The organism is Corynebacterium sp. MSK004, from assembly GCF_030232515.1.
Classification (GTDB): domain Bacteria; phylum Actinomycetota; class Actinomycetes; order Mycobacteriales; family Mycobacteriaceae; genus Corynebacterium; species Corynebacterium hesseae.
In genome coordinates, this window is record NZ_JASPKB010000013.1 from 14,885 (window position 1) to 41,152 (window position 26,268).

The following is a 26,268-nucleotide window of genomic DNA, read 5'->3' on the forward strand; positions in this document are numbered from 1 at the left end:
ATCGAGAAAGGAACATGCCAGCCTATGTCGAACGTCACATTTGCTGAGAAGCTCATCAACTCACCGCTCGCCGCCAAAGCAGGAGTACCCCAAGGCCACCCCCTGCGTCGCCACAAGGCTGGGGAACCAGCGCTCGATGGCCCCATCGTCATTGGCGGCCAGGGGCGCATCGCTGAGTTTCTGAGTTCCCAGCTAGCCGTGGACTACCAGGTCATCAATGCTTCCGCGGAGGCGAAGCGCGCCGCCCTCGTCTTCGACGCCACCGGCCTGGACACCCCCGAAAAGCTGCGCGAGCTCTATGATTTCTTCAACCCGCAGATGCGCAACCTCCTGCCGTGCGCGCGCTTGGTGGTCGTCGGCACCACCCCGGAAGCTGCGGACACTATCGACGCCCGCATTGCCGCCCGTGCCCTCGAAGGGTTCACCCGTTCCCTGGCCAAGGAAATGCGCAAGGGCGGCACCGTAAACCTGGTCTGGGCAGACCCCGCTGCCACCACAGAGGTGGAGTCCACGCTCCGCTTCTTCCTTTCTGGGAAGTCGGCCTTCGTGGACGGGCAGGTTGTGCGCGTCAGCGCTCAGGGACACGATTCCCCGGCATCCAATGGCGAAGCGCAGAACTGGGAGCAGCCCCTTGACGGGCGGTTGGCGGTGGTGACCGGTGCGGCCCGCGGCATTGGCGCCACCATTGCTGAGGTGCTGGCGCGTGATGGTGCGAGCGTTATCTGCATCGACGTCCCGCAGGCCAGCGAGCATCTGGCAAAGACGGCGAACAAGGTCAAGGGCACCGCGCTGCCCCTCGACGTCACCGACCCCCAAGCCGCAGATAAGATTGCTCAGCACGCGCAGGAGCGCCACGGCCGAGCCATTGACGTCATCGTCCACAACGCCGGAATTACCCGTGACAAGCTGCTGGCCAACATGAATGAAGGCCAGTGGGATGCTGTCCTGGCCGTTAACCTTCTGGCGCCGGTGCGCATCACCGAAAACCTCCTGGAGTCTGGCTCCCTCGCGCCGGGTGCCGCAGTGATTGGTGTGTCCTCCATGGCGGGTATTTCCGGCAATCGCGGCCAGACGAATTACGCCACCACTAAGGCCGGAATCATTGGGCTGGTCGACGCCCTGCGTCCCGTCCTCGCTGAGAACGGCTCCACCATCAACGCCGTGGCGCCGGGCTTTATTGAAACCGCCATGACCGCGGCGATGCCGACCGGCCCGCGCGAGATCGGCCGCCGCCTGAACTCACTGCAGCAAGGTGGCTTGCCTGTCGACGTCGCCGAGACCGTCGCCTTCTTCGCCTCGCCGGCCTCCGCCGCGGTGAGCGGCAACACCGTCCGCGTTTGCGGCCAGAACCTCATGGGAGCCTAAATGAACGTCACCACACTCAACGAGATTCCAGATCTTCCTGCGCTCTATCGCAAACTCACGGTGGGCGCGGTGCCCATCCCCGGGCTGGGGGCAGGCAAGCGCAAGGTCGACGACCCACAGACTGCTTACCGGGTCGCGGGAGTGCGCGTAGACACCGAGCACCTGGCTCGCTACTGCCAAGCCACGGGCCTGCGCCTGGGCAACGAGCTGCCTGCTACCTATCTCTACGCGCTGGCCTTCCCGCTCGCCATTAAGGTCATGGCAGCACCGGACTTTCCGTTCCCAGCCGTGGGCGTGGTGCATCTGTCCAACCGCATCGAGCAGAAACGCCCGCTGCGCGTCGACGAGCGCTGTGACATCGCGGTGCACGCGGAAAACCTGCGCCCGCACCGCAAAGGGTTGGTCATCGATATGGTGACCACGTACAGCGTTGGTGGCGAGGAGATCTGGCGCCAGACGTCAGTCTTCCTCGGCCAGGGGGCCAAGTTCACCAAGGACACCCCGCGACAAGTGAGAACACGTCCGGAGGCCGAGCGCTTCCTCGACTTCCCCGGCGATGAGGCGGGAACGCCTACGGCAACGCTGCGCTTTAGCCCCGAAAGCACCCGCGTCTATGCCGCCGCATCGGGGGATAAGAACCCCATCCACGTGTCCACGGTGGGTGCCAAGCTCTTCGGATTCCCCGCGCCCATCGCGCACGGCATGTACACGCACGCTCGCATGCTGTCGGTGCTCGATGGCACCCTCCCCGGTGCTGTGCGCATCAGCGCGGACTTCTACAAGCCCGTCATCCTTCCGGCGACCACAGGGGTTTACGTAGCGCCCGGCGGTACCACGGACAGCGGTAGTGAAGACCGGACCGTCACCTTGCGCAAGGCCAAGGACCCAAGCTCCCTCCACGTGGCGTGCCGGGTTGAGCCTCTAAAGTAGGCGCGGCCCAGTGGATGAGCCTCGGGCTCATCCTTTTGTTAATCCACGTGCTGGTGCTTTGGTGCCACCACCAGTGGCTTCGGGGAGTATTTGCCGCGCAGTCCGCGAAGGATGCCGGCGTGCTCCCAGAGGCGCTTGTCTTCCTCGGTGCGGGGAGTGAATTGGCGAGCAGCTAGCGGCTGCCAGTCAGCGTCCATCGCCATGTAGGAAACGGTGGCGTGGATGGCGGTCTCCAGTTTTTCGCGGCCGCCGCGCGGGTTGCCCGAGCGCACGTGGACGGACATCTGCATCGAGCGGGTATCCGTGCGCATCATGCGGGCATCCACCTCGATGAGGTCTCCAATATGAATTGGCCGGTAGAAGCGGATGCCTCCGGCATAGACCGCGACGGTGTGCTCGCCGGACCACTCCATGGTGCAGGCAGCGCCCGCCTCATCAATCCATTCCATGGCGGTGCCGCCGTGGACGTTGCCGCCCCAGTTGACGTCGGTGGGCTTGGCCAAGAAGCGGTTGACCATGCGAGGAGCGTCGGACGGGCCGTCATAAGTCTGCTTTTCCATCTCCGCCTCGATGGCTTTGCGCAGCTCGATGCGGGACTCTGCAGCCTCCCATACGCGCTGGTGCTCAGTGGAATCCGGAACGAGCGGCGGAACGGCCATCGACTTTCCGGTCTCAGTGTCCTTGGCCACGAAGATGACGAGGCAGTCGCAGGCGCGTGTGAAGATGCCATCGCGCGGGTCGGCGGAGAGCACCTCGTTGACGATGTGCATGGAGGACCGCCCGGTCATCGCGATGCGCGAGCGTACCTCCACCAAGTGGCCCGAAGGAATTGGGCGCGTGAAGTGGATGTGGCCCACGTAGGCCGTCACGCAGTAGGTACCGGACCATTGAACCGCGCACGCATAGGCGGCCTTATCGATCCATTCCAAAACACGCCCGCCGCCGATGCCTTGGGCGCCGGCGATGGTGAGATCTGTCGGGGCGGCCATAAACCGCAGCGTGATGGAGGGGGACTTCCCGGTCGGGACAGGCTTCTTTTCTTCCGAGGAGCTTGGTGGCATGGTTGGTGACATGGATAACAAAGTATCAGGGAGTGTGCATAGCGTATGAAAAAGGCCGTTGATGCCGCCACCACCCGTGCTGCCGTCGAAGCGGTGGCGGAGTGGATCCGTGACCCTGAGAGGACCGAAAAACCAGGTCGCTCTGCTCTGGCAAAGGCCACCCGCACAACAGCCCGCCTGGTGGAGGCGGACGCGCCGGGACATTCCGTGGAGTTGCGGGTCCCCCCATTCGTGGCAGTCCAGTGCATCGCCGGTCCCCGCCATACCCGGGGTACCCCTCCGAATGTGGTGGAGATGGATCCCCTGACATGGCTGCAGCTGGCAACGGGAGTCATTGGCTGGGAGCAGGCGCTTAACGCTGGCCGCGTAGACGCCTCCGGATCCCGCTCCCACGACATTGCAGCCTGTTTGCCCGTGATTCCGTTAGTTTTCACAGGCCCAAACAGCTAGGATTGGCGCCGTGGTAGCTGAACACGTCCAGAGCATGACTAAGCCCTTGTCGACGGATCCCAGCCTGGATCCGGAACCCCGCGAAGAATGCGGAGTCTTCGGTGTTTGGGCACCAGGAGAAGAGGTTTCGAAGCTAACCTACTTCGGGCTTTTCGCCCTCCAACACCGCGGACAGGAAGCCGCCGGTATCGCGGTGGGCGATGATGATCGCATCGTCGTCTTTAAGGATATGGGCCTTGTCTCCAATGTCTTCGATGAATCCATCCTGAGCTCGCTGCATGGAAACGTGGCCGTCGGCCATACGCGTTATTCCACTGCAGGCGGCAAGGAATGGTCGAATGTGCAGCCGATGTTCGGGACGTCGCCCAGCGGTGTTGACATCGCGCTCGGCCACAACGGAAACCTAGTAAATTACCTGGAACTGCGCGCAGAGGCCGTGCGGCGTGGGCTGATCAAGCCGCAGGAAGAGTCCGTCTCGGATTCCATGTGCTTGTCCATCTTGTTGGCGGACGGCGTCAACGAGGACAACACCGTCTTTGATTCGGCCCTGCAATTGTTGCCCACGGTGAAGGGTGCATACTGCCTGACCTTTACGGACGGGCACACTCTCTATGCCGCACGCGATCCGCATGGCGTGCGCCCGCTTGCCCTCGGCCGCCTCACTACCGGCTGGGTGGTAGCCAGTGAGACCTGTGCGCTCGACATCGTCGGCGCGCAGTTTATCCGGGAGATCGAACCAGGCGAGCTCGTTGCCATCGATGAGACCGGAATCCGCTCCGAGCGCTTCGCCGAGACCAAGCGCCATGGTTGCGTCTTCGAATACGTCTACCTAGCGCGGCCGGATACGAATATCAAGGGCCGTTCTGTCAACGCCACGCGCGTGGAAATTGGGCGTCGTCTAGCGCGCCAGTACCCGGCACCCGATGCGGACATGGTGATCCCCGTTCCGGAGTCCGGCAACCCGGCTGCCGTCGGTTATGCCCGCGAATCCGGGTTGACCTTCGCGCACGGCTTGGTGAAGAACTCTTATGTGGGCCGCACCTTCATCCAGCCCACGCAGTCCCAGCGCCAGATGGGTATTCGCCTCAAGCTCAACCCGCTGCGGGAGGTCATTGAAGGCAAGTCCATCGTCGTGGTGGATGATTCAATCGTGCGTGGTAACACGCAGCGCGCGCTGATCCGGATGTTGCGGGAAGCCGGTGCTGCCGAAGTCCACGTGCGCATCGCCTCCCCGCCGGTGAAGTGGCCGTGCTTCTACGGCATCGACTTCGCCTCCCCAGGCGAGCTCATTGCCAACGCCAACCCTTCCGATGATCCGGAAGAGGTAGCACAGACCATTTGCACCGCGATTGGCGCGGATTCGCTGGGATTTGTCTCCACCGATGAGATGGTGGCGGCTACTCAACAGCCGCGCAACGAACTGTGCTGCGCATGTTTCGACGGTAAGTACCCACTCGGACTGCCTGCCGGAAACCCCAATGCTGAGGCCGTGCGCACCCTGCAGGGCTCGACGACAACTAACGAATAAGGACTAAGTCACTCATGAGCGAGAACACGTATGCTGCCGCCGGCGTCAACATTGAGGAAGGCGACCGCGCAGTAGAGCTAATCACCCCCCACGCCAAGCGCGCCACCCGCCCCGAGGTTATGGGCGGGCTCGGCGGATTCGCCGGCCTATTCAAGCTGGGGGAGTACAAGGAGCCGGTCCTTGCGGCTGGCTCTGATGGCGTAGGCACCAAGCTGGCCGTGGCCCAGGCCATGGACAAACACGACACCATCGGCATCGACCTCGTCGCCATGTGCGTGGACGATCTTGTCGTGTGCGGCGCTGAGCCGCTCTTCCTGCAGGACTACATCGCCGTGGGCGAGGTAGTGCCGGAAAAGGTAGCGGAGATTGTGAAGGGCATTGCTGAGGGCTGCGTCCAGGCTGGTGCTGCCCTCCTCGGCGGTGAGACCGCGGAGCACCCAGGTGTGATGGGCAAGGATGAATACGACGTTTCCGCCACCGCCGTTGGCGTGGTGGAGGCCGATGCGCTCCTCGGACCAGACAAGGTACGCGACGGCGACGTCCTGATCGCTATGAAGTCCTCTGGCCTGCACTCTAACGGCTACTCCTTGGCGCGCTACGTCCTCCTAGAGCAGGCTGGTTTGCCGCTTGACGGCTATATGGAAGACCTGGGCCGTACTCTCGGTGAGGAACTGCTGGAGCCTACCCGTATCTACGCCAAGGACTGCCTGGCCCTGGTCTCTGAGTGCGCGGTGTCCACCTTCTGCCACGTCACCGGCGGTGGCCTCGCTGGCAACCTGGAGCGCGTCATCCCGGAGGGCCTGACCGCTGAGGTGAGCCGCTCGACGTGGACTCCGGGCCAGATCTTCAAGACCATTTCCTCGGTGGGCAAGGTTGCGCTCGAAGAGATGGAGAAGACCTTCAATATGGGCGTCGGTATGATCGCCGTCGTTGCGCCGGAGGATCGCGAGCGAGCATTGGCTATGATGACCGCCCGCCACGTGGAGGCGTGGGAACTGGGCACCGTTCGTGCTGCCGAAGAGGGCGAGCCGCGCGTTGTCATGACCGGCGAGCACCCAGGGTTCTAAGTCCTGAGAAAAGGAACAAGGCCGGAGGCGCTTCCCCTTAAGAAGAGGGGGAGACGGCTCCGGCCTTTCGCTTAAGTGATGTACAGGGTGGGACAGTGACTCGCGCGCCTAGCGCGCGTCGGAATCATCCTCATCCCACTCATCCGAGTCCCAGCGATCTGCGTAGTCCTCGTAATCCGCGTACTCCGAGTATTGGTCTTCGTCCTCATCGTGGGAACGCTTGGAGTTCTGTGAGGCGAGCTCACGCTGGAGCGAATCCAGATCCATCTCGGGCGAATTGTACTTCAGCTGGCGTGCAACTTTGGTCTGCTTTGCCTTTGCGCGTCCGCGTCCCATGTGCATGACCCCCTTGAGGTGTGTAGGGCGGTCCAGGGATTCTTGGCCGCCCCATCGTCTTAGTCAGATATGTGTATGTTCCTGTAAGACACCATAGCCTGTGTGAAGAAAAAATTCCGAACTACCCCCCAGTGGCGCGTGGAAAAGTGTGCTAGCCCGCGGCCAACGGGCAGTGTGCATTTCGCCACTATTTTCCGCGCAGCCGGTCCACAGCGGCGCGCCCGGCCTTGGGGCCCTCGTCGGCGGGGATGGAGTCCGGCTCGACCGATGCCGCCACTGGACCAATGCTCAGATCCCCGTGGTTGAGGGCGCTGCGTTTCACTAGACCAAGCGCGATGGGGCCATAATCGCAATCCTCGACCACGGTGCCGAGCTTGCCGACGCGCCGTCCCCCAAGCGTAATATCCGCCCCGCTTACGGGGAGCTCCGGAGCGGAGCCGTCGAGGTACAGCATGACCAACAGGCGCGGAGAGCGCCCGAGGTTCTCTACGCGCGCGACCGTCTCCTGCCCGCGATAGCAGCCCTTCTCCAAGTGGACGAACGCGGGGTTATCATCGCTGCGTCGGATCCACTGGGGAACCTCGTGGGCGATGGTTTTCGCATCGAGGTCAGCGGCCAATTCTGGTTCGCGTGCGCGCACTCGTTCGGCGGTATAGGCCATGAGCCCCGCTAATTTTCCGCCCTGCTTTTCCAACTCTGCGACTGCTGTCTCCAGCTCACCCCGCGGCACGAGGAAATCCTGGCGCGGGCAGCCCGGCCAGTGCACGCAGCGCTCCATCACGGCGCTGGAAGGCTTCTGTAGCGGCTTGCCCAGCACGGTGATGATCGCCGCGTCTGCTTCCTCCACGGTGACCTGGGACCAGAAAATCATGGCGGTGAGGAAGTCCCGCAAAGATTCGAACTGGGCCGGTGGCACATCGAGGTAGAAGGTTTCCCCGTCGAAGGACAGGTCGATATGGTGTAGGACGTGGCCCTGCATGTCTAGATCAAGGGCGCCGGCAGAGAATCCGGCGTCCACGTCATCGAGCTTCTGGCTCAGGAGGTTGTGCAGGAAAGCCCGGGCATCGGGCCCGGAAACGGCAATGACCCGGCGTTGGGAACGGTCGATGATGGCGGAACCTGTCTCCACCGCGCGCTGCTCCACGAGGGGGTTGCCGTAATGCCAGGGGATACCGGAGACGTCGACAAGCGTGGTGCCCTGGAACTCAGCGGCCCCGGGCCGGGAAAGAAGTGGCGAAGTATAACTCACGCCCTCCGATGGTAGGGCATAATCGGGTCTATGAGCCTTCAGCGTAGGAAAGAGCCGGTCATCTACGTCGTGGAACCGTTTGGAGGGTCGGTGCGGCGTCATATGCCGAACCTACCGTTGGTCTATTGGGACGATGCTGCGGTCACACGCGGTGATGGTATCTTCGAGTCCCTCCTCGTGCGTGACGGCAAGGCGGCCAATTTTCATCGCCACGCGGAGCGCTTCCGGCATTCCGCGCGTGCTCTCGATCTTCCGGAGCCACCCATCCACAAGTGGAAAGAAGCCACCGAGCTGGCCATCGCGGACTATTGTGGTCCCGCCGCCGGGGAAGGCGAGGACGGTTTAGCGCGAGAGGCCAAGTGCACGTGGACCTATACCCGCGGGCGGGCCTCGACTGGGGTGCCCACGGCATGGGTGGTGGTTCAGGAGATTCCGGATGACGTTGTGGCGCAGCGTGATACCGGCGTCAAGGTGATGAGCACGCCGCGTCTGTGGCAGGTGGCGGAAGAGTTGCCGGCGAAGACGCTGAATTATGCGGCCACGATGGCCACGCTGCGCCTGGCCCGCGAGCGTGGATTTGATGATGTGATTTTTACCGATCCCGATACGGGGCTGGTCTTGGAAGGGGCCACCTCCACCGTGGTGGCGGTCAAGGGTACAAAGCTGCGCACCCCGGCGGGCAAGGGAATACTGCCTGGCACCACGCAAGCTGCGCTTTTTGAGTATGCCTCTGAACAGGGATATCGCTGCAAGGCGAAGGAGCTGAATCTGCGCTACCTCGAGGAGGCTGACTCAGTGTGGCTTGTCTCCTCGGTGCGCACTGCGGTGCGTGTGACGCGCCTGAATGAAAAGAAGCTCAAGGCGCCGGCGAACGCGGAGAAGATACGCGCGCTGATCGACGCCGCCCTGGCACGCTAACTTCGCCGCATTGCTAGTTAGCCAGCCACACGGGTGAGCTCGGCGGACATGTAAGGGCGCATTTCGCCGTCGACAAGCCGCTCATCCACCCAGCCGAGGTTGTTGTTCGGCATGAGGCCATACATGCGCTTGCCGGGGCCGAGGTTGGCGGGGCCGGTTTCGGTGACCATCGTGGACGCGGACTCGAGCTGCCAGGCGCGCTCGTTAAACAGCGAACCATAGAAGATCTCGTTGATGCCGTTGGATGAGGTATAGGTCATCTCAATCTCGTCCTTGAGTGAGATGCGCCAGAACCCGGACTCGCGGACATCGGGGCCAACCGGGTTGCCCTCGGAATCAATCTTCCAGGTGCGGGACGTATAGGTCAGGTAATTCTCACCGTCGTGGGCGATGATGAGCTGCTGGCCAAAGGCGTACTGTTCACCGTCGGTGCTGTGGGCTTGGCCTTCCCCTTGCCATACGCCGACGAGAGGGAGAAGCCCGAGCAGACCATCGTGCAGCGACGGGCCCTGACGCAAGTTCGCCGTCTCATCCGGCAGGGGATTATCTGCTACATCAACGGTGGGAATGTTGCGGGAGGCTGCATCCTTCCATGCCTCCGCTGCCTGGTTGACGGCCGCGTTGCCGTCTACCTTAGTGTTCTCCGGGTGGGTGTTTTCCGTGTTTTTCTCGCTATTTGTCTGTTCGCTCATGCTGCCCCAGCGTAGTCGTGGCAGCGCCGCGGAAACCACTAGGCTCCAGTAGTCTAGGGAGCCATGCGCGCTTTGCTGATTTCAAACCCTAATTCTACGAGCCAGAATGCGGCTCTCTTCCGAGAGGTTTTGCCCGTCATTCGGGAGGTGGATGGGTTGCAGCTGCTTGCTCGCTTCACGCACTACCCGGGCCACGCAGAAGACATGGTGCGCGGTATGACCCGGGAGGACTTTGACGTCATCCTGGTCTTCGGCGGCGATGGCACGGTCAATGAGATCGTCAACGGGTTGCTCGGCCCGGCGAATTTCGCCCAGCGCCCTAGCCCTCAGGAGATCCCGGCGCTAGCGGTGATCCCTACTGGTTCAGCAAACGTCTTCGTTCGCGCCCTTGGTTTCCCCAATACCCCTGTCGAGGCGGCACACGTGCTGGCTAGGATGCTGGAGCGAAACACCCGCCGCACCGTGTCGTTGGGTATGTGGAATGACCGGTGGTTTGCGGTCAATGCTGGTTTCGGGCTGGATGCAGACGTGCTGGCTCGCGTGGACCGTGCACGGGAGATGGGCTTTTCAGCCACCCCGCTGCGCTACCTGGCGGTGGCCTTTCAGGCCTATCAGCGCGCCCGCATCCGCCCACCGCGCATTAATGTGCGTGCGCGCTCGAGCTCGGGCGAAACCTTCGCGGCCGATGACGTTCCCGTCATGTTCACCTCCAACACCAACCCGTGGACCTTCCTGGGGCCGCTGCCGGTGGTGACTAATCCGCGCAATTCCTTCGATCAGGGGCTTGGCCTTTTTGGTGTGTCGGACCTCGGCGGGATTGATGGTCTCGTGGGCGTTCTCCACCTGTTCGGCGTGGATCACCGTCACTGGTTGAATAAGGTCACGGATGCCCGCACGCTGCATTTTGAGGATGCCGTTGAGGTGGACCTGGTCTGCCCCAAGCCGCACCGCTTCCAAGCGGACGGGGAGTCGGAAGGCACCTTTACGGAGGTGCACTTGGAGTCGGAAGCAGACGCGCTGGAAGTCTTTGCTCCCATCGACCCAGCCCCGCCCATTCACCGCAGCTTCCGCCGAGTCCTGCGAGATCTCATCCGTATTAAGTAGCCGGCGGTAGTAACAAGTCTGCGGTGCGGGTACCGCTGGTGCACCGTCGGCTTAGTTTTGCATCGGCTTAGTTCTGCCTGTTTTGGCGCCAGCTCGGCGGCGTCGTCGGCGCGCTGCCCACTTCGTTGGCGGTGTCTTGCGCTTTTTGCGCGGCATCCTCGACGGCCTTCTCCTCCGAACCATCGATCTCCAGCGGGGAGAGTTGTGCTGTTTTTAGCGTGATATTGCGTCGCTGTACCTCGAAGGTGATGGAGCCGCCGTGTAGTTTCACGGAGGTGGCTTGAGAAGGCAACGGGAGTTGGCGCGTGTCCAAGACCAGGCCGAAGGCCTTTTTCAAGCGTTCGTCATCAGTCCCGTAGACACTCATGCGAAACTCTGGGCCGACGAGGCGCAGCGTCACCGTCGCGGTGGACTTGGTGGTATCCCCCGGCAGCGTGCCAGTGAGCTCAGCCTCGGCGGAGGGCCCGCCGGTGGGGGACATATTATCGGGGTTGGCAATGGAGAGGTCAGTAATACCCAGCATGCGGCCCAAGGCCACTCCGTCGAGGCTGATGCTGCGCGTATAGGTGGATACCGGTGAGCCTTCCAGTTCGCCGCTGAAGAGTTGTTCGGGGTTAATTGTGATGTCGCGCAGTGTTGTGGAGGCATTGACCATGCCGAGTTTCGGAACTTCCACGTCGGAGGAGTTGACCTCCAGGTATGGAATCTCTTTGGTTAGCGCGGCAAGGGAGAAGGGGACGCCGCCGATGTAGACATTCGGGGTGTTTTCCAATTGGGAGCTGGCTTTGGCTTTCTGGGCCACGGTGTGTTCCGCGTGCATCGCCACCGCTGAATCCGCCAGCCATGCTGTCAGGGCCACACCCGCAACGGCGGCAAGGCGTACGGCAGTGCGGTTGAGGTAGATGACAGTCACCCCTCTATTACTACCGCACGTAGGGTGGGAAGCATGAATATTGAGACCAAGACTCTGCCACTGAACCCAGATGTGGCCCAGCGCGTGGAGGAGCTGGCCACTGCTGCTGAAGCTCACGACGGCTTTGCGCCCCTCTCCGAGCAGTTTCTTTTAGGGCTCAGGGATGAACGCCTTGGGCACCATCATCTTCTCGCAATTGAAGATGGTGCGGTAGCTGGCGTGGCTGCCCTCGATGGGCAGACTGTAGAGCTCTTTGTTGGCGTGGAACACCGTGGGCGAGGGGTAGGGCAGGCGCTTGTCGACGCCCTCCCAACCTCCCCCCAAATCTGGGCCCATGGCAATCTTCCCGCTGCGCAAGCGCTGGCGAAGCGCAACGAGATGGACGTCGTCAGGCGCCTGCTTGTCATGGCGATTGAGGGGAAGGACTTGCGCGCGGCCGAGGAAGCGCCGGCAACGGTTGATGGCCTAGAGATTCAGACCTACGCCGAGTCAGTGGAGCGCTTCGGGCGCGAGCACGTCGAGGCGGAATGGGTACGCACCAATAACGAAGCCTTCTCCTGGCATCCGGAGCAAGGAGGCTGGGATCTGGAGCGCCTGCACCGCGGGATGGAGGCAGAGTGGTTCGATCCTGCCGACGTGCTTTTCCTGTGGGATTCTCCGAATGACTCCCACAGCCGCCCGGTAATGGCCGGCTTCCACTGGCTGAAGTGGCACGACGAGGCTACCCCAGCCTTCGGTGAGGTCTATGTTGTGGGATTGGGTGAGGACTATCGCGGGCGCGGGCTCGGTGGACCGCTGCTGAGCGCTGGGCTGCAGCGCATGGCGGCTAAAGGCGCGGACAAGGTCATTTTGTATGTCGAGGCTGATAACGCTCCGGCGGTAAAGGCCTACGAGCGTTTGGGCTTTGGCATCGCTGAGGAACACTGCGTCTGGGCGAAAAGTGACTAGCCTCACCGGCTTTTGGTACAAGTTCACCGATTGTTCATCTCTTGATCCCTGTGGGGTTAACCCGCCCTGTATAGCTTTACAACACGTGAGTTAATCGCGCTCGTCTCAAGAAGATCGCTCAAAGAAGAGTAGAGGGCGATTTGCTCGGACAATCATTCTCTTGTATCCGCACCGGAAAGGTTTCCCGTGATCCGCAACTTCAAGCGCACCGCCGCTATCTTCGGCATCGTCGCCGCCACCTCCACCGCTCTCGTTGCCTGCTCTGAGTCCAACGAATCTGGCTCCGCTGAAGGCGGCTCCGATGGGGCAGAGGTTTCCGGCGACCTCTCTGGTGAGGGCGCATCCTCCCAAAAGTCCGCTATGTCCGTCTTTGAGAAGGCATTCCTGGAGGCATACCCGGATGCTAACTTCTCCTACACTTCTTCCGGCTCCGGCGCTGGTGTGAAGGCTTTCAACGGCGGCACCGTTGACTTCGCCGGTTCTGACTCCGCTCTGAAGGAAGATAAGGGCGAGGTTGAGGCCGCCAAGGAGCGTTGCGGTGGCAACGACGCATGGCACCTGCCGACGACCATTGGCCCCGTCGCCATCGCCTACAACCTGGGTGACACCGAGGTCAACCTCTCCACCGAAACCCTCGCCAAGATCTTCAAGGGCGAGATCACCAAGTGGAACGATGACGCCATCAAGGCTGAGAACGAGGGCACCGACCTTCCGGACAAGAACATCACCGTTATCTTCCGCTCTGATGAGTCCGGTACCTCCGATAACTTCCAGAAGTTCCTGAAGTCCGCTACCGGCAACTGGGACAGCGAAGGCAAGCAGTTCCCGGATTCTGTTGGTGAGGGTGCTAACGGTTCCTCCGGTGTGGCTGACCAGGTTGCCTCCATCGAGGGTGCTATCACCTACGTTGAGGCTGGCTACGCTCACCAGAAGGAAGCCGATGGCGTCAAGATTGCCAAGATTGACTTCGGCAACGGCCCAGTTGAGCTTAGCTCTGAGTCCGTCGGTGTCGCTCTCGACCACCTCGCTTTCAAGGAGACCAACTCCGAGCACGACATGGTCGTTGACTCCGACAAGCTCTTTGCTTCCAAGGATGAGGGCGCTTACCCGCTCATCCTGACCACCTACAACATCGTCTGCTCCGCTGGCTACGACGAGGAGACCTCCGCTCTGGTGAAGGCCTTCTTCAACACCGTCTTGGACAATCAGTCCGAGGAGCTGGAGAAGGCAGGCTTCATTCCGGTTTCCGGTGACCACCTGGAGCGCCTGAAGGCAGCCGTCGAGGCTATCCAGTAAGAGCGCGTTACTACGCGGGTTTCTTTGAACCCCCGTAGTGTCCGTTTGAACACACACCTCCGCCCCCAACCCGCCCTTCACGAGCGCTTTGGGGGCGGCAGCATGTCCCGTATTTTCATTGTTTCCGTTGAAAAGGATTCCCTAGTCTCATGGCAGACAACAATCTCACCACAGCGTCGTCCGTGAAGGAGGATGCCGTTTCAGCGACTCGCCCTAGCGCGCATGCGTCCGAGGCGGACGCCACCTCTACGCCCGCCGTCAAGTCCGGTGTGAAGCGCCCTGGTGATCGCATTTTTGAATTCCTGTCCACTGCGTCCGCAACGCTGATCACGGTGATGATCGCTGCCATCGCAGCCTTCCTGATTTGGCGTGCGGTTCCGTCACTGTCCGTCAATGAGGGCGGCATTCTGGGCTTCTTCACCTACGGTGACCGTTGGGAGACCAACGACACCGATGCTATGAAGTTCGGCATCCCGACCATGTTCGGCCACACCGTCTTGATTTCCATCGTGGCTCTCATCATCGCGATGCCGGTCGCGCTCGGTATTGCCATCTTCCTGTCCAACTATGCACCGGCCAAGCTGGTCAAGCCGTTGGGATTCTTGGTAGACATGCTCGCCGCTGTGCCATCCATCGTGTACGGCCTGTGGGGCTGGCAGGTGCTCGGCCCTGCACTGTCCGGCTTCTACACCTGGCTGCACTCTTGGGCTGGTGGCTTCTTCCTCTTCAAGGTCTACGACAACTCCCCGAACTTTGCGACGGGTCGCAACGTCCTCACCGGTGGCATTGTTCTGGCGGTGATGATCCTGCCGATCATTGCTGCCACCGCCCGCGAAGTCTTTGTGCAGACCCCTCCCGGTCAAATCGAGTCCGCCTTGGCCCTCGGCGCCACCCGGTGGGAAGTCATCCGCATGACGGTCCTTCCTTTCGGCATGTCCGGCTACATCGCCGGCTCCATGCTGGGGCTGGGCCGTGCGCTGGGTGAGACCATGGCGCTGTACATGGTTGTCTCCCCGCTGGTGGACTTCCGCTTCTCGCTGTTCGACGGCGGTACCACCTTCGCAACGGCCATCGCCCTGGCGGCTGCTGAGTTCGGTAATGAGATGCGTGCCGGTGCGTATATCGCCGCAGGACTCATGCTGTTCCTTCTGACCTTCTTGGTCAACGCTATTGCCCGTTCCATCGTGAAGAGCAAGTAAGGAGGGCTCAGAGATGACTACGACTACAACTTCCAACTCTGTCCCAGCATCTTCCGGCCCGACCTTCCTGGATATCTCCTCGAGCCGAAAGACCACCAATACTGTTGCCACCGTTCTCGTGTGGGCAACGATGATCATCGCCATGATTCCGCTGCTGTGGGTTCTCTTCGAGCTCATTTCTCGCGGTTCGGGCGCTATCCTGAACCCCGAATGGTGGACCCACTCCCAACGCGGAATCCTTGATACCGAGGCCGGCGGCGGTGCGCTCCACGCTATTATCGGTACCTTTGTGCAGACCGTCATCGCGACCGTCATTTCCGTTCCGATCGGCATCTTCACCGCGATTTACCTGGTGGAGTACTCCCGCGGTGGAACGCTCAGCCGCCTTACCACTTTCATGGTGGACATCCTCTCCGGTGTGCCTTCCATTGTTGCGGCCCTGTTCATCTTCGCCATGTGGATTACTCTGTTCGGCTTCAAGCGTTCCGGTATGGCGGTGGCGCTATCGCTTGTGCTCCTGATGATTCCGATTGTGGTCCGCAATACCGAAGAGATGCTCCGCGTGGTCCCGATGGATCTGCGTGAGGCTTCCTATGCTCTCGGTGTGCCGAAGTGGAAGACCATCGCACGCATCGTTCTGCCGACCGCACTGTCCGGCATCGTCACCGGCATCATGCTGGCCGTGGCCCGCATCATGGGTGAGTCCGCGCCGGTGCTGGTGTTGGTGGGCTCCACCTCCTCCATCAACTGGGACGCACTCAAGGGTGCGCAGTCCTCGTTGCCGTTGATGATGCTGGATATGTACAAGTCCGGCGCTGATCCGGCCGTCCTGGACAAGCTGTGGGGTGCCGCCCTTACGTTGGTTCTCCTCATCGCGATTCTCAACATTGGCGCGCGCATCGTTTCGGCGAAGTTCTCCGTCAAGAAGTAACCGTATTCACTTTCTACCTACCCCATAGGAGCACTACTCATGTCCAAGCTTGAGCTCAACGACGTGAACATCTACTACGGTGACTTCCACGCCGTACAGAACGTCAACATGCAGATCCCGGCGAAGGCCGTGACTGCCTTCATCGGCCCTTCCGGCTGTGGTAAGTCCACAGTCCTGCGCACCCTGAACCGCATGCACGAGGTCATCCCTGGTGCTTATGTCAAGGGTGAGATTCTCCTGGACGGCCAGAACATCTACGGGCCCAAGGTCGATCCGGTGTCCGTTCGCAATACCATCGGCATGGTCTTCCAGAAGGCCAACCCGTTCCCGACGATGTCCATTGAGGATAACGTTGTTGCCGGCCTGAAGCTGTCCGGCGAGAAGAACAAGAAGAAGCTGAAAGAGGTCGCCGAGAAGTCCTTGCGCGGCGCCAACCTTTGGGATGAGGTTAAGGACCGCCTGGACAAGCCGGGCGGCGGCCTGTCCGGCGGCCAGCAGCAGCGTCTGTGCATTGCTCGCGCGATTGCCGTGGAGCCGGAAGTCCTGCTCATGGACGAGCCCTGCTCGGCGCTCGACCCGATTTCCACCTTGGCCGTGGAGGACCTGATCCATGAGCTGAAGGAAAACTTCACTATCGTTATCGTTACCCACAACATGCAGCAGGCAGCCCGCGTGTCGGACAAGACCGGCTTCTTCTCCCTGGAAGCCACCGGCCGTCCTGGCCACCTGGTGGAGTTCGATGACACCACGAAGATCTTCGAAAACCCCGCAAAAAAGGATACCGAGGATTACATTTCTGGCCGCTTCGGCTAAACACTGACAGCGCCGAAAGCCGGCATTTCTTCTAAAGGTCTAGAAGAGGTGCCGGCTTTGTGCATGCACTGTGCGCTAGGTGTGGCGAGCGGTAGGGGCTAGCGGTGAAACTGGCGCTCCAGCTCCGCCATGCGGGCCTCCAGCTCTGCCTCTCGTTGCTCCTGATCGCGCTTGCGCATGTAGCGGTCGGGGTCCAAGCCCGTTGCCAGGTAAATGATGCGGCCGGCAGCTGCTGCGCAATGATCGGCGAAACGCTCGTAGTAGCGCGAAAGCTGCGAGGTTTCCACGGCCTGGCGCACCGTTCCTTTCCACTCCCGCTGCGTCAACATACGAAGCAGGTGTTGGTTGATGTCATCGACGGCGTCGTCGTCCTCGGTCAAACGGAGCGCCAGCTCCGGATCGCGGGTGATGAGGATGTCTTTGAGGCCTGAGGACATGTCGAGAACGAGACGTGTGTATTCCTCGAAATAGCCCATAATGTCTGACGGAACAACTGATTCAGGGTGGCGGCGGCGGGCGCTGGTGGCAATGTGCTGAGACAAGCGGCCCATGCGGTAAAAGTCTTCCACAATATAGATGGAAGCGATGACCTGGCGCAGATCCTTGGCCATCGGGTTTTCCAAGGCCAGAAGGGACACCGCACGGTCTTCGCAGCGCGAGCGGACTTCATCCAACTCATCGCGCAACGACAGGGCCTCCTCAGCTGATTGCAGGGAGGATTCGATTAATGCCTGAGAGGCAAGAGTCATCAGCTTATGAACCGCAGTGCTCATGATGATGAGGTCATGGGCAAAGTTGTCCAACTGTTCACGGTAGGCAGCGCGCATGTCACGTACTTTAGCTGAACAATTGGTCTAGTGCCTGTCGAGCGACACAAAAGGGGACTTTCGTGGCTAGCCGCCGGAATGCATAATCTCCGCGCCTTCCGGAACGGTTGCGTCCTCCGGATCGTCGAGCCACCCCTCGGGAAGGACCACCTTGGCGGGGGAACCCTGGCGGCCGCGGGCGCCATCGGCGTCGTCGGCAAGCGCAGGCGAATCAGCCCACGGCTCGAGCAGCTCCCGGAGAGCGTCGAGGGAGTTCACGCGGGACAGGCCAGCACGGACCTGACCTCCCACGGGAAAACCGCGTAGGTACCAGCCGATGTGCTTGCGGATATCGCGGCTGGCCTGGTCCTCGCCCTCGTGCTGCGCCAGCAGTTCTACGTGGCGAATCATAATCTGCGTGACCTCACCCAACGTGGGCTCGGCCGGCACCGGCTCGCCACGAAGGTGGGCGGAGAGCTCCGCGAAGAGCCAAGGACGACCCAGACAACCTCGTCCCACGACGACGCCGTCGCAGCCCGTTTGTTCCATCATGGCGCGGGCATCCGTGGCCTTGAAGATATCGCCGTTACCCAAGACAGGGATACCGGTATGGGCCAAGTGCTCCTTAAGGCGCGCAATTTCATTCCAGTCCGCATGGCCCGAGTAGCGTTGCGCGGCGGTACGGCCGTGGAGCGCGACTGCCGACGCCCCTTCTTCCACCGCAATGCGGCCGGCGTCGAGGTGCGTGTGGTGATCCTCGTCGATGCCCACGCGCATTTTCACGGTGACCGGGATATCGGTGCCCTCTGTGGCCTTGACCGCTGCGGCGACGATGTTGCCAAAGAGGCGGCGCTTATAGGGGAGTGCGGAGCCTCCGCCGCGGCGCGTGACCTTGGGAACCGGGCAGCCAAAGTTCATATCGATGTGGTCAGCCAGATTCTCATCCACGATCATCTTCGCCGCCTTGTAGGTGTACTCCGGATCGACGGTGTACAGCTGCAGCGAGCGCGGATTCTCCTGTGGATCGAAAGTGGTCATGTGCAGTGTCTTGGGATTTCGCTCTACCAAGGCGCGGGCGGTAACCATTTCGCAGACATAAAGGCCGGAGACGGTGCCGGTCTTCGCTATCTCTTGCTCGCGACACAGCACGCGAAAGGCCACGTTGGTCACGCCCGCCATGGGGGCGAGGACAACGGGGGAGTTGAGCTGGATTTTTCCGATAGCAAGAGTCACGCCGCCAATTGTGCGCGGAAAGAGCCTGGGGTGGCAAATTCTCACGAGGAAAGTGAGGGGTGCACACAGTTTGGGGCAGAGTGCGGTAAATCCTCCACCGATTCGCTAGTGTGGTGCATGTAACTAACAGGAAAGGACCGTAACGTAGGTCGTTTCTGCACATAAAAGGAGGACTAATGTCTGAGAGAATTGCATACGCACCGTTTGAGAAGCTCGTGATGAGCGCTGACGAGGCCGCAAAGTTCGTCAACCACGGTGACCGTGTGGGAATCTCCGGCTTTACCGGCGCTGGCTACCCTAAGGCGTTGCCGACTGCCATCGCGGAGAAGGCGAAGGCAGCTCATGAGGCGGGCGAGGAGTTCAAGATCGATGTTTTCTCCGGTGCCTCTACCGCTCCGGACTGTGATGGTGTGTTGGCTGAGGCAGACGCCATCCGCTTCCGCTCTCCGTATAACTCTGACCCGGTTTTGCGCGGCCGCTTCAACGACGGCTCCGCCCTGTACCAGGACATCCACCTCTCGCACTCTGGCCAGCAGGTGGAAGAGGGCTTCTACGGTGACTTCCAGGTAGCCATTATTGAGGCCGTTCGTATTGACGAGAACGGAAATATCGTTCCGTCCTCCGCTGTGGGCAACAACCTCGAATACATCGATGCCGCCGACAAGATCATCATTGAGATCAACGAGTGGCAGTCCCTCAACCTCGAGGGCATGCACGATATCTACAAGATCGAGAAGCTGCCGAACCGCCAGCCAATCCCGATTACCAAGCCGGCTGACCGCGTCGGTACCACCTACATCGAGATTCCGGAGGAGAAGGTCGTGGCTGTGGTCAAGACCAATGCCCCGGACCGCAACGCTCCGTTCAAGGCCCCGGATGAGGTTTCTGAGAAGATTGCTGCGAACTTCATCGAGTTCCTCGAGGGTGAGGTTGCTGCCGGCCGCCTAGAGTATGACAAGTTCATCATGCAGTCCGGTGTGGGCAACGTCCCGAACGCCGTGATGGCAGGCCTGTTGGACTCCAAGTTCGAAAACATTCAGGCCTATACCGAGGTTATCCAGGACGGCATGTTGGATCTTATCGACGCCGGCAAGATGACCGTCGCCTCCGCAACCTCCTTCGCCCTGTCCCCGGAGTACGCGGACAAGATGAACGCTGAGGCTGATCGCTACGCCAAGCACATCATCCTGCGCCCGCAGCAGGTATCCAACCACCCGGAGGTTATTCGCCGCGTGGGCCTGATTTCTTCCAACGGCATGATTGAAGGCGATATCTACGGCAACATCAACTCCACCAACGTCTCCGGCTCCCGCATCATGAACGGTACTGGCGGCTCGGGTGACTTCACCCGTAACGCCTACATCTCCACCTTCGTCTCCCCGTCGGTGGCCAAGGGCGGCGCTATCTCCGCCATCGTGCCTTTCGTTTCTCACACCGACCACACCGAGCACGACACCATGGTCATCATCACCGAGTATGGCGTTGCGGACCTGCGCGGTTTGGCCCCGAAGGAGCGCGTGGAGAAGGTCATCGCCGTGGCTCACCCGGACTACCGCCCGATGCTGGAGGAGTACTTCGAGCGCGCCAAGGCTAACAAGTTCCAGCACACCCCGCACGATCTGAAGACCGCCTTCGATTTCCAGGTGAACTTCATGGAGAAGGGTGACATGCGCGGCTAAGTCTTAGACCCGCAAGGTTGTGGCCCTTACCACTGAAGGTGAGGGCCATTTCCTTTTCTTTGGTGCCACCGGCTAGGATAGGTGAGCGTTGGGCCTTTAGCTCAGTTGGTAGAGCTACGGACTTTTAATCCGCAGGTCGTGGGTTCGATCCCCACAGGGCCCACAAAAAGAGCCGCCTTCGGGCGGCTCTTTTTTGTTTTGGGGCCCAAGCGCAGGGCTGGGTTCAGGGCTAGCTCTTAACGAGCTTCCTGATGGCCCGCATGGCCTCCTCGAGCTTCTCTGTGGCTACTTGTCCGTCTTCGGCGGCTGCTCCCGCCACACAGTGTTCTATGTGGTCCTCCAAGAGCGCTAGGGAAACGTTCTCGAGCGCTGAAGTAACCGCTGAGATCTGCGTGATGATGTCGATGCAGTATTGGTCCTCCGCGATCATGCGGTGGATGCCTCGGGTTTGGCCTTCGATGCGCTTGAGGCGAGCCAAGTACTTTGCTTTCTGCTCATCATTGGAGTTGTAGCCGTGCACACCCGGCTCGTGACAGGAACAGGTATCCCGCTGGTCAGCCATGGTTTTCTGCCTTTCTGCCAGGACGATTTGGTTAAGTGAGGATGTCTCCAGTATATTTTTACAAAGTTGCCTCAAGGCAACGGGCCCCCATCGTCTAGCGGCCTAGGACACCGCCCTTTCACGGCGGCGGCACGGGTTCGAATCCCGTTGGGGGTACCAACACTTTTGTGTTGGTGCACAAGAAAATACTTATGGCCCTGTGGCGCAGTTGGTTAGCGCGCCGCCCTGTCACGGCGGAGGTCGCGGGTTCAAGTCCCGTCAGGGTCGCCATATTTCAGCCTCGGAGCATTGTTTATAGAACATATGCCTCGGGGCTTGTGTCGTTTTATGGTGGTGTGTGGAGGCTCCTGCAACGTCGCAAATGGCGCATAGATCTGTATAGGTCTAGGCGCTGTGGTGACAGTGTGTATTGAGGGGCTGCATCACCCTGAAAACGGTGAATGACATGCTGATTTGGTGTGCTTATCTAGCTTTGTGTAGAGTACTTATTCGTGCCCAGCGCACAACAGATAATTGAAAATGGCCCTGTGGCGCAGTTGGTTAGCGCGCCGCCCTGTCACGGCGGAGGTCGCGGGTTCAAGTCCCGTCAGGGTCGCCGAAGTCCTCGTGGCTTCTGGCCAGATAGCTCAGTCGGTAGAGCACACGCCTGAAAAGTGTGGGGTCGCCAGTTCGATCCTGGCTCTGGCCACAAGACAGCCCCTTCCATTGGAAGGGGCTTTTTTGTTGCTCTTTTTGGTTTAATGGGCGGCATGACTACTTCAGTTGCGCACCAAACCGATCAATCCCGTTTCGTCATCACCGTTGATGGGGAAGAAGCAGGCTTCGCCGAATACAGTGATTCCGCTACCACACGCGAATTCACGCACACGGAAATCTTCGAGTCATTTCAGGGCCAAGGACTGTCCAAGCCGCTAATTAAAGCGGCACTGGATGATGACTCAACGGCCGGCCGCCAAGTCATTCCAACGTGCAGCGCCGTGGCGCGCTTCATTGAGAAGAATCCCGATTACCAGCGGCTGACTGCCCGTGAAGGCAGCCTTTAAGGGCACGGTCTATTAGATGTAGTAGTCCGGGTCCACCAGCTTGATGCGCTCATCCTTCTTGCGCGGGCGGTTGGTGGCCGGGATACCGATGGCAATGTGCTCCGGTGGCACGTCCTTTGTCACCACGGCGTTGGCACCCACAGCGGAGCCGTGGCCGATGGTAATCGGGCCGAGCACTTTGGCGCCCGCGCCAATGGTGACGTTGTCCTCAATTGTTGGGTGGCGCTTAGTCTGTGTCAGCACCTGACCACCGAGCGTGACGCCGTGGTAAAGCATGACGCCATCGCCAATTTCGGCGGTTTCACCGATGACGATCCCCATGCCGTGGTCAATGAAGAAGCGCCGGCCAATGGTAGCGCCGGGGTGAATCTCGATTCCGGTGAAGAAGCGGTTAAGCTGCGCCAAAATACGGGCTGGCCCACGCCATCCACGTTTCCACATGCGGTGGGCGATTCGGTGCGCCCAAATGGCGTGAAGGCCGGAGTAGACCACGGCATTTTCGACGTCGCCGCGCGCGGCCGGATCATGCTCGCGCGCGTTGGCGAGGTCTTCACGAATCATCTTCAAGATGTGCATGCGAACCATCCTATCTAGAAAGAAAAAGCGCCCCCTAGCACAGAGGGCGCTTTTATTCGGAGGGCTTTCCACGGCGCCGTGCTTGGCGACGTCCCGTGGAAAGCCACGTTAGCGTTTTCCTTAGGCCTCGCGAATGTCCTCGAAGAGGATGGTGGAGACATAGCGCTCACCGAAGTCCGGGGCGACGACGACGATGGTCTTGCCCTTGAACTCTTCGCGCGCAGCCAGCTTGAGTGCCGCAGAGACGTTGGCACCGGAGGAAATGCCGACGAGCAGTCCTTCTTCGGTGGCCAGCTTGCGTGCGGTGGAGACGGATTCCTCGGTGGTTGCGGTGAGCACCTCGTTGAGGATCTCGCGGTCCAGAACCTCTGGGACAAAGTTGGCGCCGATGCCCTGGATCTTGTGGGGGCCAGCGTGTCCCTCGGAGAGGACGGGGGAGTCGGCGGGCTCAACGGCGACCAGGTAGGTGTCGGGGTTCTGGGAACGCAGGTAGCGGCCCACACCGGTGACGGTGCCGCCGGTGCCGACGCCAGCGACGAAAGCGTCGACCTTGCCCTCAGCGTCGTCCCAGATCTCGCGGCCCGTGGTTGCCTCGTGAATCTTCGGGTTTGCCTCGTTGGCGAACTGGGAGGCCAGGATGGCGTTGGGGGTCTCAGCGATAATTTCGTTGGCCTTCTCGACAGCACCCTTCATGCCGGCAGCGCCCGGGGTGAGCACGATTTCAGCACCATAAGCGCGCAACAAAACCTTGCGCTCGTTGGACATGGTCTCCGGCATGGTGAGGATGACCTTGTAACCCTGGGCGGCACCGACGAGTGCCAAGCCGATGCCGGTGTTGCCGGAGGTGGCCTCAACGATGGTGCCGCCTGGCTTTAGCTCGCCGGATTCTACGGCGGTGTCGACAATTGCCTTGGCAATGCGATCCTTGACGGAATTAGCGGGGTTGAAAGACTCAACCTTCACCAGTACCTCGGCGCCGAGGCCTTCGGTCAGGCGGTTGAGGCGGACAAGCGGGGTACCGCCGATGGTGTCGAGGATATTGTTGTATACAGCCACGATGTGGACTCCTTGAAGATAAGTTCTGATGTACAGCAGACACTCTACACCGTGGCAATAGACCAAGTGGTATATAGATTCTGAACAGATCATTCGGGCATGGCATGTGGGATTTGAGGCGTCTCATGAGGGCGAGGCGTGATTTAGAATTACCCCCGTCGGCCGGTTATACTTCGCAAATAGTGTTCGCCTACCCCCGTTTCAGGCGGGAAATGTGGGTGCACCTGCTGGTTACCCCCGAGTAAGAGAGAGTCTCATGGAGCCGCACCGACTCAAGGATGACGACGAAGCCGTACGCGCAGCGCTCTCGTCACTAAAGACCGCAACGGGAATCCCCGTCACGATGTACGGGACCTTGCTGCCGGACAATCGCCTGCAGATTACCCAGTGGGTAGGGCTGCGGACCCCGGCCTTGCAGAATTTGGTGATTGACGCGAACGTGGGCGTCGGCGGGCGCGTTGTCAGCACTCGCCGCGCGGTTGGTGTGTCCGACTACACTCGTGCCACCACAATTAGCCATGAGAATGATCGCCATATCCAGGATGAGGGACTGCATTCGATCGTGGCGGTGCCGGTCACCGTTCAGCGTGAAATCCGCGGTGTCCTCTATGTTGGTGTCCATTCGCCGGTGCGCTTGGGTGACAAGGTAATCGAGGAAGTCACCATGACTGCTCGGTGCCTCGAGCAGGATCTGGCCGTTAATTCCGCGTTGCGTCGTGCCGACGGAGGCAAGGGCGGCGCTGCTCGCGGTCACGTGATGAACGGGGCTGAGTGGGAGCAGGTGCGCTCAACGCACTCCAAGCTCCGCATGTTGGCTAACCGAGTCAACGATGAAGACCTCCGTAAGGAACTAGAGGCTCTTTGCGACCAGATGGTCTCCCCGGTGCGCGTTAAGCAGTCCACCAAGCTTTCTGCTCGCGAGCTGGATGTTCTTTCCTGCGTGGCATTGGGGCATACCAATGTCGAGGCGGCCGAGGAAATGGGTATTGGCGCCGAAACGGTGAAGTCCTATTTGCGCTCTGTCATGCGCAAACTGGGTGCACATACTCGCTATGAGGCGGTTAATGCGGCCCGTCGTATAGGCGCGTTGCCCTGATCGTAGGTAAGTTGGGTGGGCGTGAAAGACCAATTTATTGTCTCCGGTGGGGCGCGCCTGCAGGGCACCGTCAAGGTGGACGGTGCCAAGAACAGTGTGCTGAAGCTGATGGCTGCGGCACTGTTGGCGGAGGGCACCACCACGCTGACCAACTGTCCTAAAATCCTTGATGTTCCACTGATGCGAAAGGTCCTTGAAGGCCTTGGCTGTTCAGTGGAAATCGATGGCCACACCGTGCAGATCACCACGCCGGCCACGTTGCATTCCAATGCAGACTTCGATGCGGTGCGCCAATTTCGCGCGTCGGTGTGTGTATTGGGGCCGCTGACGGCGCGTTGTGGTCACGCAAAGGTAGCTTTGCCAGGTGGCGACGCCATTGGTTCCCGCCCACTGGACATGCACCAATCTGGGCTAGAGAAGATGGGCGCTAGCACGCGCATCGAACACGGCGCCGTTGTAGCAGAGGCGGATCAACTCCATGGCGCGAACATCAAGCTCGATTTTCCCTCGGTAGGCGCTACCGAAAATATTCTTACTGCTGCAGTCCTTGCGGATGGCGAAACCCAACTCCACAATGCGGCCCGCGAACCGGAAATTGTGGACCTGTGCACGATGCTCAAGGAAATGGGCGCCGACATCTCTGGGGAGGGGACATCCACCATCACCATTCGGGGAGTGGACAAGCTGCAACCGACGGAGCACGAGGTTATCGGTGACCGTATTGTTGCGGGTACGTGGGCATATGCTGCCGTAATGACTCGCGGGGATATCACGGTGGGCGGTATTGCTCCCAAGCACCTGCACCTGCCGTTGGAGAAGCTTAAGTCCGCCGGTGCGGATATCGAGGACTATGTCAATGGTTTCCGCGTGCGCATGGACCGGCGTCCAACTGCTGTGGACTACCAAACGCTGCCGTACCCCGGCTTCCCCACGGATCTTCAGCCGATTGCCATCGGGCTCTCCGCGGTCGCGGAAGGTACATCCATCATCACGGAAAATGTCTTTGAGTCGCGTTTCCGGTTCGTCGATGAGATGCTCCGCCTTGGCGCTGATGCCCAGGTGGATGGACACCACGTAGTTATCCGCGGTCAAGAGCGCCTGTCCTCGACGCATGTCTGGAGCTCCGATATCCGCGCAGGTGCCGGATTGGTCCTCTCCGCTTTGTGTGCGGATGAGACGACCACCGTGCACGATGTCTTTCACATCGACCGCGGCTATCCGAACTTTGTAGAGAACCTGCAGGCCTTGGGCGCCACCATCGAGCGCACTCAAGAGGAGGAGCTCTACTAAGGAGCATTGCTTGGCGACGTCCCTATGTGGCGCACCTTTTCGGTGTGTCACCTGGGGATTTGTTGTTTGTTGGGGGTGTGCGTATATTTATCCGAGTCGCCGCGAGGTAGCCGGGAGGTTAACTGGT

Annotated in this window: 26 protein-coding genes and 5 tRNA genes; 21 read left to right on the plus strand and 10 right to left on the minus strand. The window is 60.6% G+C overall.

The window, feature by feature from the left end; all coding sequences use genetic code 11:
* Positions 1-24: 24 nt before the first annotated feature.
* Both QP999_RS12825 and QP999_RS12830 read left to right on the plus strand, forming a co-directional pair.
* The gene (locus QP999_RS12825) at positions 25-1,365 is read left to right on the plus strand and encodes a 3-oxoacyl-ACP reductase (protein WP_284848444.1); all 1,341 of its coding nucleotides are present in this window, start codon (positions 25-27) and stop codon (positions 1,363-1,365) included.
* Positions 1,366-2,295, plus strand: a complete 930-nt coding sequence (locus QP999_RS12830; RefSeq protein ID WP_284848445.1) for a MaoC/PaaZ C-terminal domain-containing protein — start codon at positions 1,366-1,368, stop codon at positions 2,293-2,295.
* Positions 2,296-2,333: 38 nt separating this feature from the next.
* On the opposite strand, the gene QP999_RS12835 is transcribed toward QP999_RS12830, so the two are convergent.
* Entirely contained in the window at positions 2,334-3,368 is a 1,035-nt protein-coding gene (locus QP999_RS12835) for an acyl-CoA thioesterase (protein ID WP_070522918.1), read from the minus strand.
* A 33-nt stretch (positions 3,369-3,401) separates the two neighbouring features.
* Here QP999_RS12835 and QP999_RS12840 point away from each other — a divergent pair, with 33 nt between their 5' ends.
* The 3 genes from QP999_RS12840 to purM are packed head-to-tail and all read left to right on the plus strand — an operon-like array spanning position 3,402 to position 6,401.
* Positions 3,402-3,806: a sterol carrier family protein gene (locus tag QP999_RS12840; RefSeq protein WP_070522921.1), complete on the plus strand. Its 405-nt coding sequence runs from the start codon at positions 3,402-3,404 to the stop codon at positions 3,804-3,806.
* A 34-nt stretch (positions 3,807-3,840) separates the two neighbouring features.
* Positions 3,841-5,334 carry an amidophosphoribosyltransferase gene (purF, locus tag QP999_RS12845; protein ID WP_154762622.1) on the plus strand — a complete coding sequence of 498 codons (1,494 nt, stop codon included), beginning with the start codon at positions 3,841-3,843 and terminating at the stop codon, positions 5,332-5,334.
* Between the two features lie 14 nt (positions 5,335-5,348).
* Positions 5,349-6,401: a phosphoribosylformylglycinamidine cyclo-ligase gene (gene purM / locus QP999_RS12850; protein WP_284848446.1), complete on the plus strand. Its 1,053-nt coding sequence runs from the start codon at positions 5,349-5,351 to the stop codon at positions 6,399-6,401.
* A 108-nt stretch (positions 6,402-6,509) separates the two neighbouring features.
* Here purM and QP999_RS12855 read toward each other — a convergent pair whose 3' ends face one another.
* The gene (locus QP999_RS12855; RefSeq protein ID WP_070532434.1) at positions 6,510-6,737 is read right to left on the minus strand and encodes a DUF3073 domain-containing protein; all 228 of its coding nucleotides are present in this window, start codon (positions 6,735-6,737) and stop codon (positions 6,510-6,512) included.
* Between the two features lie 187 nt (positions 6,738-6,924).
* The gene (gene ygfZ, locus QP999_RS12860) at positions 6,925-7,986 is read right to left on the minus strand and encodes a CAF17-like 4Fe-4S cluster assembly/insertion protein YgfZ (protein ID WP_144676638.1); all 1,062 of its coding nucleotides are present in this window, start codon (positions 7,984-7,986) and stop codon (positions 6,925-6,927) included.
* A 30-nt stretch (positions 7,987-8,016) separates the two neighbouring features.
* Between ygfZ and QP999_RS12865 the strand changes: the two genes are divergently transcribed.
* On the plus strand, positions 8,017-8,904 hold the full coding sequence (locus QP999_RS12865) for an aminodeoxychorismate lyase (protein WP_070522936.1): 888 nt from the start codon (positions 8,017-8,019) through the stop codon (positions 8,902-8,904).
* Positions 8,905-8,921: 17 nt separating this feature from the next.
* On the opposite strand, the gene QP999_RS12870 is transcribed toward QP999_RS12865, so the two are convergent.
* Positions 8,922-9,596 carry a heme-binding beta-barrel domain-containing protein gene (locus QP999_RS12870; protein ID WP_070522940.1) on the minus strand — a complete coding sequence of 225 codons (675 nt, stop codon included), beginning with the start codon at positions 9,594-9,596 and terminating at the stop codon, positions 8,922-8,924.
* 63 nt (positions 9,597-9,659) lie between these two features.
* On the opposite strand from QP999_RS12870, the gene QP999_RS12875 reads away from it, so the two are divergent.
* Entirely contained in the window at positions 9,660-10,700 is a 1,041-nt protein-coding gene (locus QP999_RS12875; RefSeq protein ID WP_070522944.1) for a diacylglycerol/lipid kinase family protein, read from the plus strand.
* Positions 10,701-10,767: 67 nt separating this feature from the next.
* Here the strand turns inward: QP999_RS12875 and QP999_RS12880 are convergent, their stop codons facing one another.
* Positions 10,768-11,613 (minus strand): LmeA family phospholipid-binding protein, encoded by an 846-nt coding sequence (locus tag QP999_RS12880; protein WP_070522947.1) that lies wholly within the window; start codon positions 11,611-11,613, stop codon positions 10,768-10,770.
* 33 nt (positions 11,614-11,646) lie between these two features.
* Between QP999_RS12880 and mshD the strand changes: the two genes are divergently transcribed.
* From mshD to pstB, 5 genes are all read left to right on the plus strand, one after another.
* A complete protein-coding gene (mshD, locus tag QP999_RS12885) occupies positions 11,647-12,561 on the plus strand; it encodes a mycothiol synthase (RefSeq protein WP_284848447.1) in 915 nt (304 codons plus the stop codon).
* A 186-nt stretch (positions 12,562-12,747) separates the two neighbouring features.
* Entirely contained in the window at positions 12,748-13,857 is a 1,110-nt protein-coding gene (gene pstS, locus QP999_RS12890; RefSeq protein WP_070522954.1) for a phosphate ABC transporter substrate-binding protein PstS, read from the plus strand.
* A 149-nt stretch (positions 13,858-14,006) separates the two neighbouring features.
* Complete coding sequence (pstC, locus tag QP999_RS12895; RefSeq protein WP_070522957.1) at positions 14,007-15,056, plus strand: phosphate ABC transporter permease subunit PstC; 1,050 nt, start codon at positions 14,007-14,009, stop codon at positions 15,054-15,056.
* 13 nt (positions 15,057-15,069) lie between these two features.
* Positions 15,070-15,987 (plus strand): phosphate ABC transporter permease PstA, encoded by a 918-nt coding sequence (gene pstA / locus QP999_RS12900; RefSeq protein WP_070563989.1) that lies wholly within the window; start codon positions 15,070-15,072, stop codon positions 15,985-15,987.
* Positions 15,988-16,026: 39 nt separating this feature from the next.
* Positions 16,027-16,800 (plus strand): phosphate ABC transporter ATP-binding protein PstB, encoded by a 774-nt coding sequence (gene pstB / locus QP999_RS12905; RefSeq protein WP_070532392.1) that lies wholly within the window; start codon positions 16,027-16,029, stop codon positions 16,798-16,800.
* Positions 16,801-16,898: 98 nt separating this feature from the next.
* Here pstB and phoU read toward each other — a convergent pair whose 3' ends face one another.
* Both phoU and dusB read right to left on the minus strand, forming a co-directional pair.
* On the minus strand, positions 16,899-17,627 hold the full coding sequence (gene phoU / locus QP999_RS12910) for a phosphate signaling complex protein PhoU (RefSeq protein ID WP_070563986.1): 729 nt from the start codon (positions 17,625-17,627) through the stop codon (positions 16,899-16,901).
* A 66-nt stretch (positions 17,628-17,693) separates the two neighbouring features.
* Entirely contained in the window at positions 17,694-18,839 is a 1,146-nt protein-coding gene (gene dusB, locus QP999_RS12915) for a tRNA dihydrouridine synthase DusB (protein WP_284848448.1), read from the minus strand.
* 176 nt (positions 18,840-19,015) lie between these two features.
* On the opposite strand from dusB, the gene scpC reads away from it, so the two are divergent.
* Both scpC and QP999_RS12925 read left to right on the plus strand, forming a co-directional pair.
* Positions 19,016-20,518 carry a succinyl-CoA:acetate CoA-transferase ScpC gene (gene scpC / locus QP999_RS12920; RefSeq protein ID WP_070522973.1) on the plus strand — a complete coding sequence of 501 codons (1,503 nt, stop codon included), beginning with the start codon at positions 19,016-19,018 and terminating at the stop codon, positions 20,516-20,518.
* A gap of 90 nt (positions 20,519-20,608) precedes the next feature.
* Positions 20,609-20,681, plus strand: a tRNA-Lys gene (locus QP999_RS12925).
* Positions 20,682-20,747: 66 nt separating this feature from the next.
* On the opposite strand, the gene QP999_RS12930 is transcribed toward QP999_RS12925, so the two are convergent.
* Positions 20,748-21,080 (minus strand): metal-sensitive transcriptional regulator, encoded by a 333-nt coding sequence (locus tag QP999_RS12930; RefSeq protein WP_070563984.1) that lies wholly within the window; start codon positions 21,078-21,080, stop codon positions 20,748-20,750.
* 83 nt (positions 21,081-21,163) lie between these two features.
* Here QP999_RS12930 and QP999_RS12935 point away from each other — a divergent pair.
* From QP999_RS12935 to QP999_RS12955, 5 genes are all read left to right on the plus strand, one after another.
* Positions 21,164-21,239: transfer RNA gene (locus QP999_RS12935), tRNA-Glu, on the plus strand.
* 34 nt (positions 21,240-21,273) lie between these two features.
* Positions 21,274-21,350, plus strand: a tRNA-Asp gene (locus QP999_RS12940).
* 251 nt (positions 21,351-21,601) lie between these two features.
* A tRNA-Asp gene (locus QP999_RS12945) sits at positions 21,602-21,675 on the plus strand.
* Positions 21,676-21,695: 20 nt separating this feature from the next.
* Positions 21,696-21,768: transfer RNA gene (locus QP999_RS12950), tRNA-Phe, on the plus strand.
* 52 nt (positions 21,769-21,820) lie between these two features.
* Positions 21,821-22,123 (plus strand): GNAT family N-acetyltransferase, encoded by a 303-nt coding sequence (locus tag QP999_RS12955; RefSeq protein WP_070522980.1) that lies wholly within the window; start codon positions 21,821-21,823, stop codon positions 22,121-22,123.
* 12 nt (positions 22,124-22,135) lie between these two features.
* Here QP999_RS12955 and epsC read toward each other — a convergent pair whose 3' ends face one another.
* Together epsC and cysK are read right to left on the minus strand one after the other, a co-directional pair.
* Positions 22,136-22,699 carry a serine O-acetyltransferase EpsC gene (gene epsC / locus QP999_RS12960; protein WP_070532406.1) on the minus strand — a complete coding sequence of 188 codons (564 nt, stop codon included), beginning with the start codon at positions 22,697-22,699 and terminating at the stop codon, positions 22,136-22,138.
* Between the two features lie 120 nt (positions 22,700-22,819).
* Complete coding sequence (gene cysK / locus QP999_RS12965) at positions 22,820-23,758, minus strand: cysteine synthase A (protein WP_491523165.1); 939 nt, start codon at positions 23,756-23,758, stop codon at positions 22,820-22,822.
* A 253-nt stretch (positions 23,759-24,011) separates the two neighbouring features.
* Here cysK and ramA point away from each other — a divergent pair, with 253 nt between their 5' ends.
* Positions 24,012-24,851 (plus strand): acetate metabolism transcriptional regulator RamA, encoded by an 840-nt coding sequence (gene ramA, locus QP999_RS12970; protein WP_070522991.1) that lies wholly within the window; start codon positions 24,012-24,014, stop codon positions 24,849-24,851.
* Positions 24,852-24,872: 21 nt separating this feature from the next.
* Positions 24,873-26,141: a UDP-N-acetylglucosamine 1-carboxyvinyltransferase gene (gene murA / locus QP999_RS12975; RefSeq protein WP_070523021.1), complete on the plus strand. Its 1,269-nt coding sequence runs from the start codon at positions 24,873-24,875 to the stop codon at positions 26,139-26,141.
* The last annotated feature ends 127 nt before the right edge of the window (positions 26,142-26,268 follow it).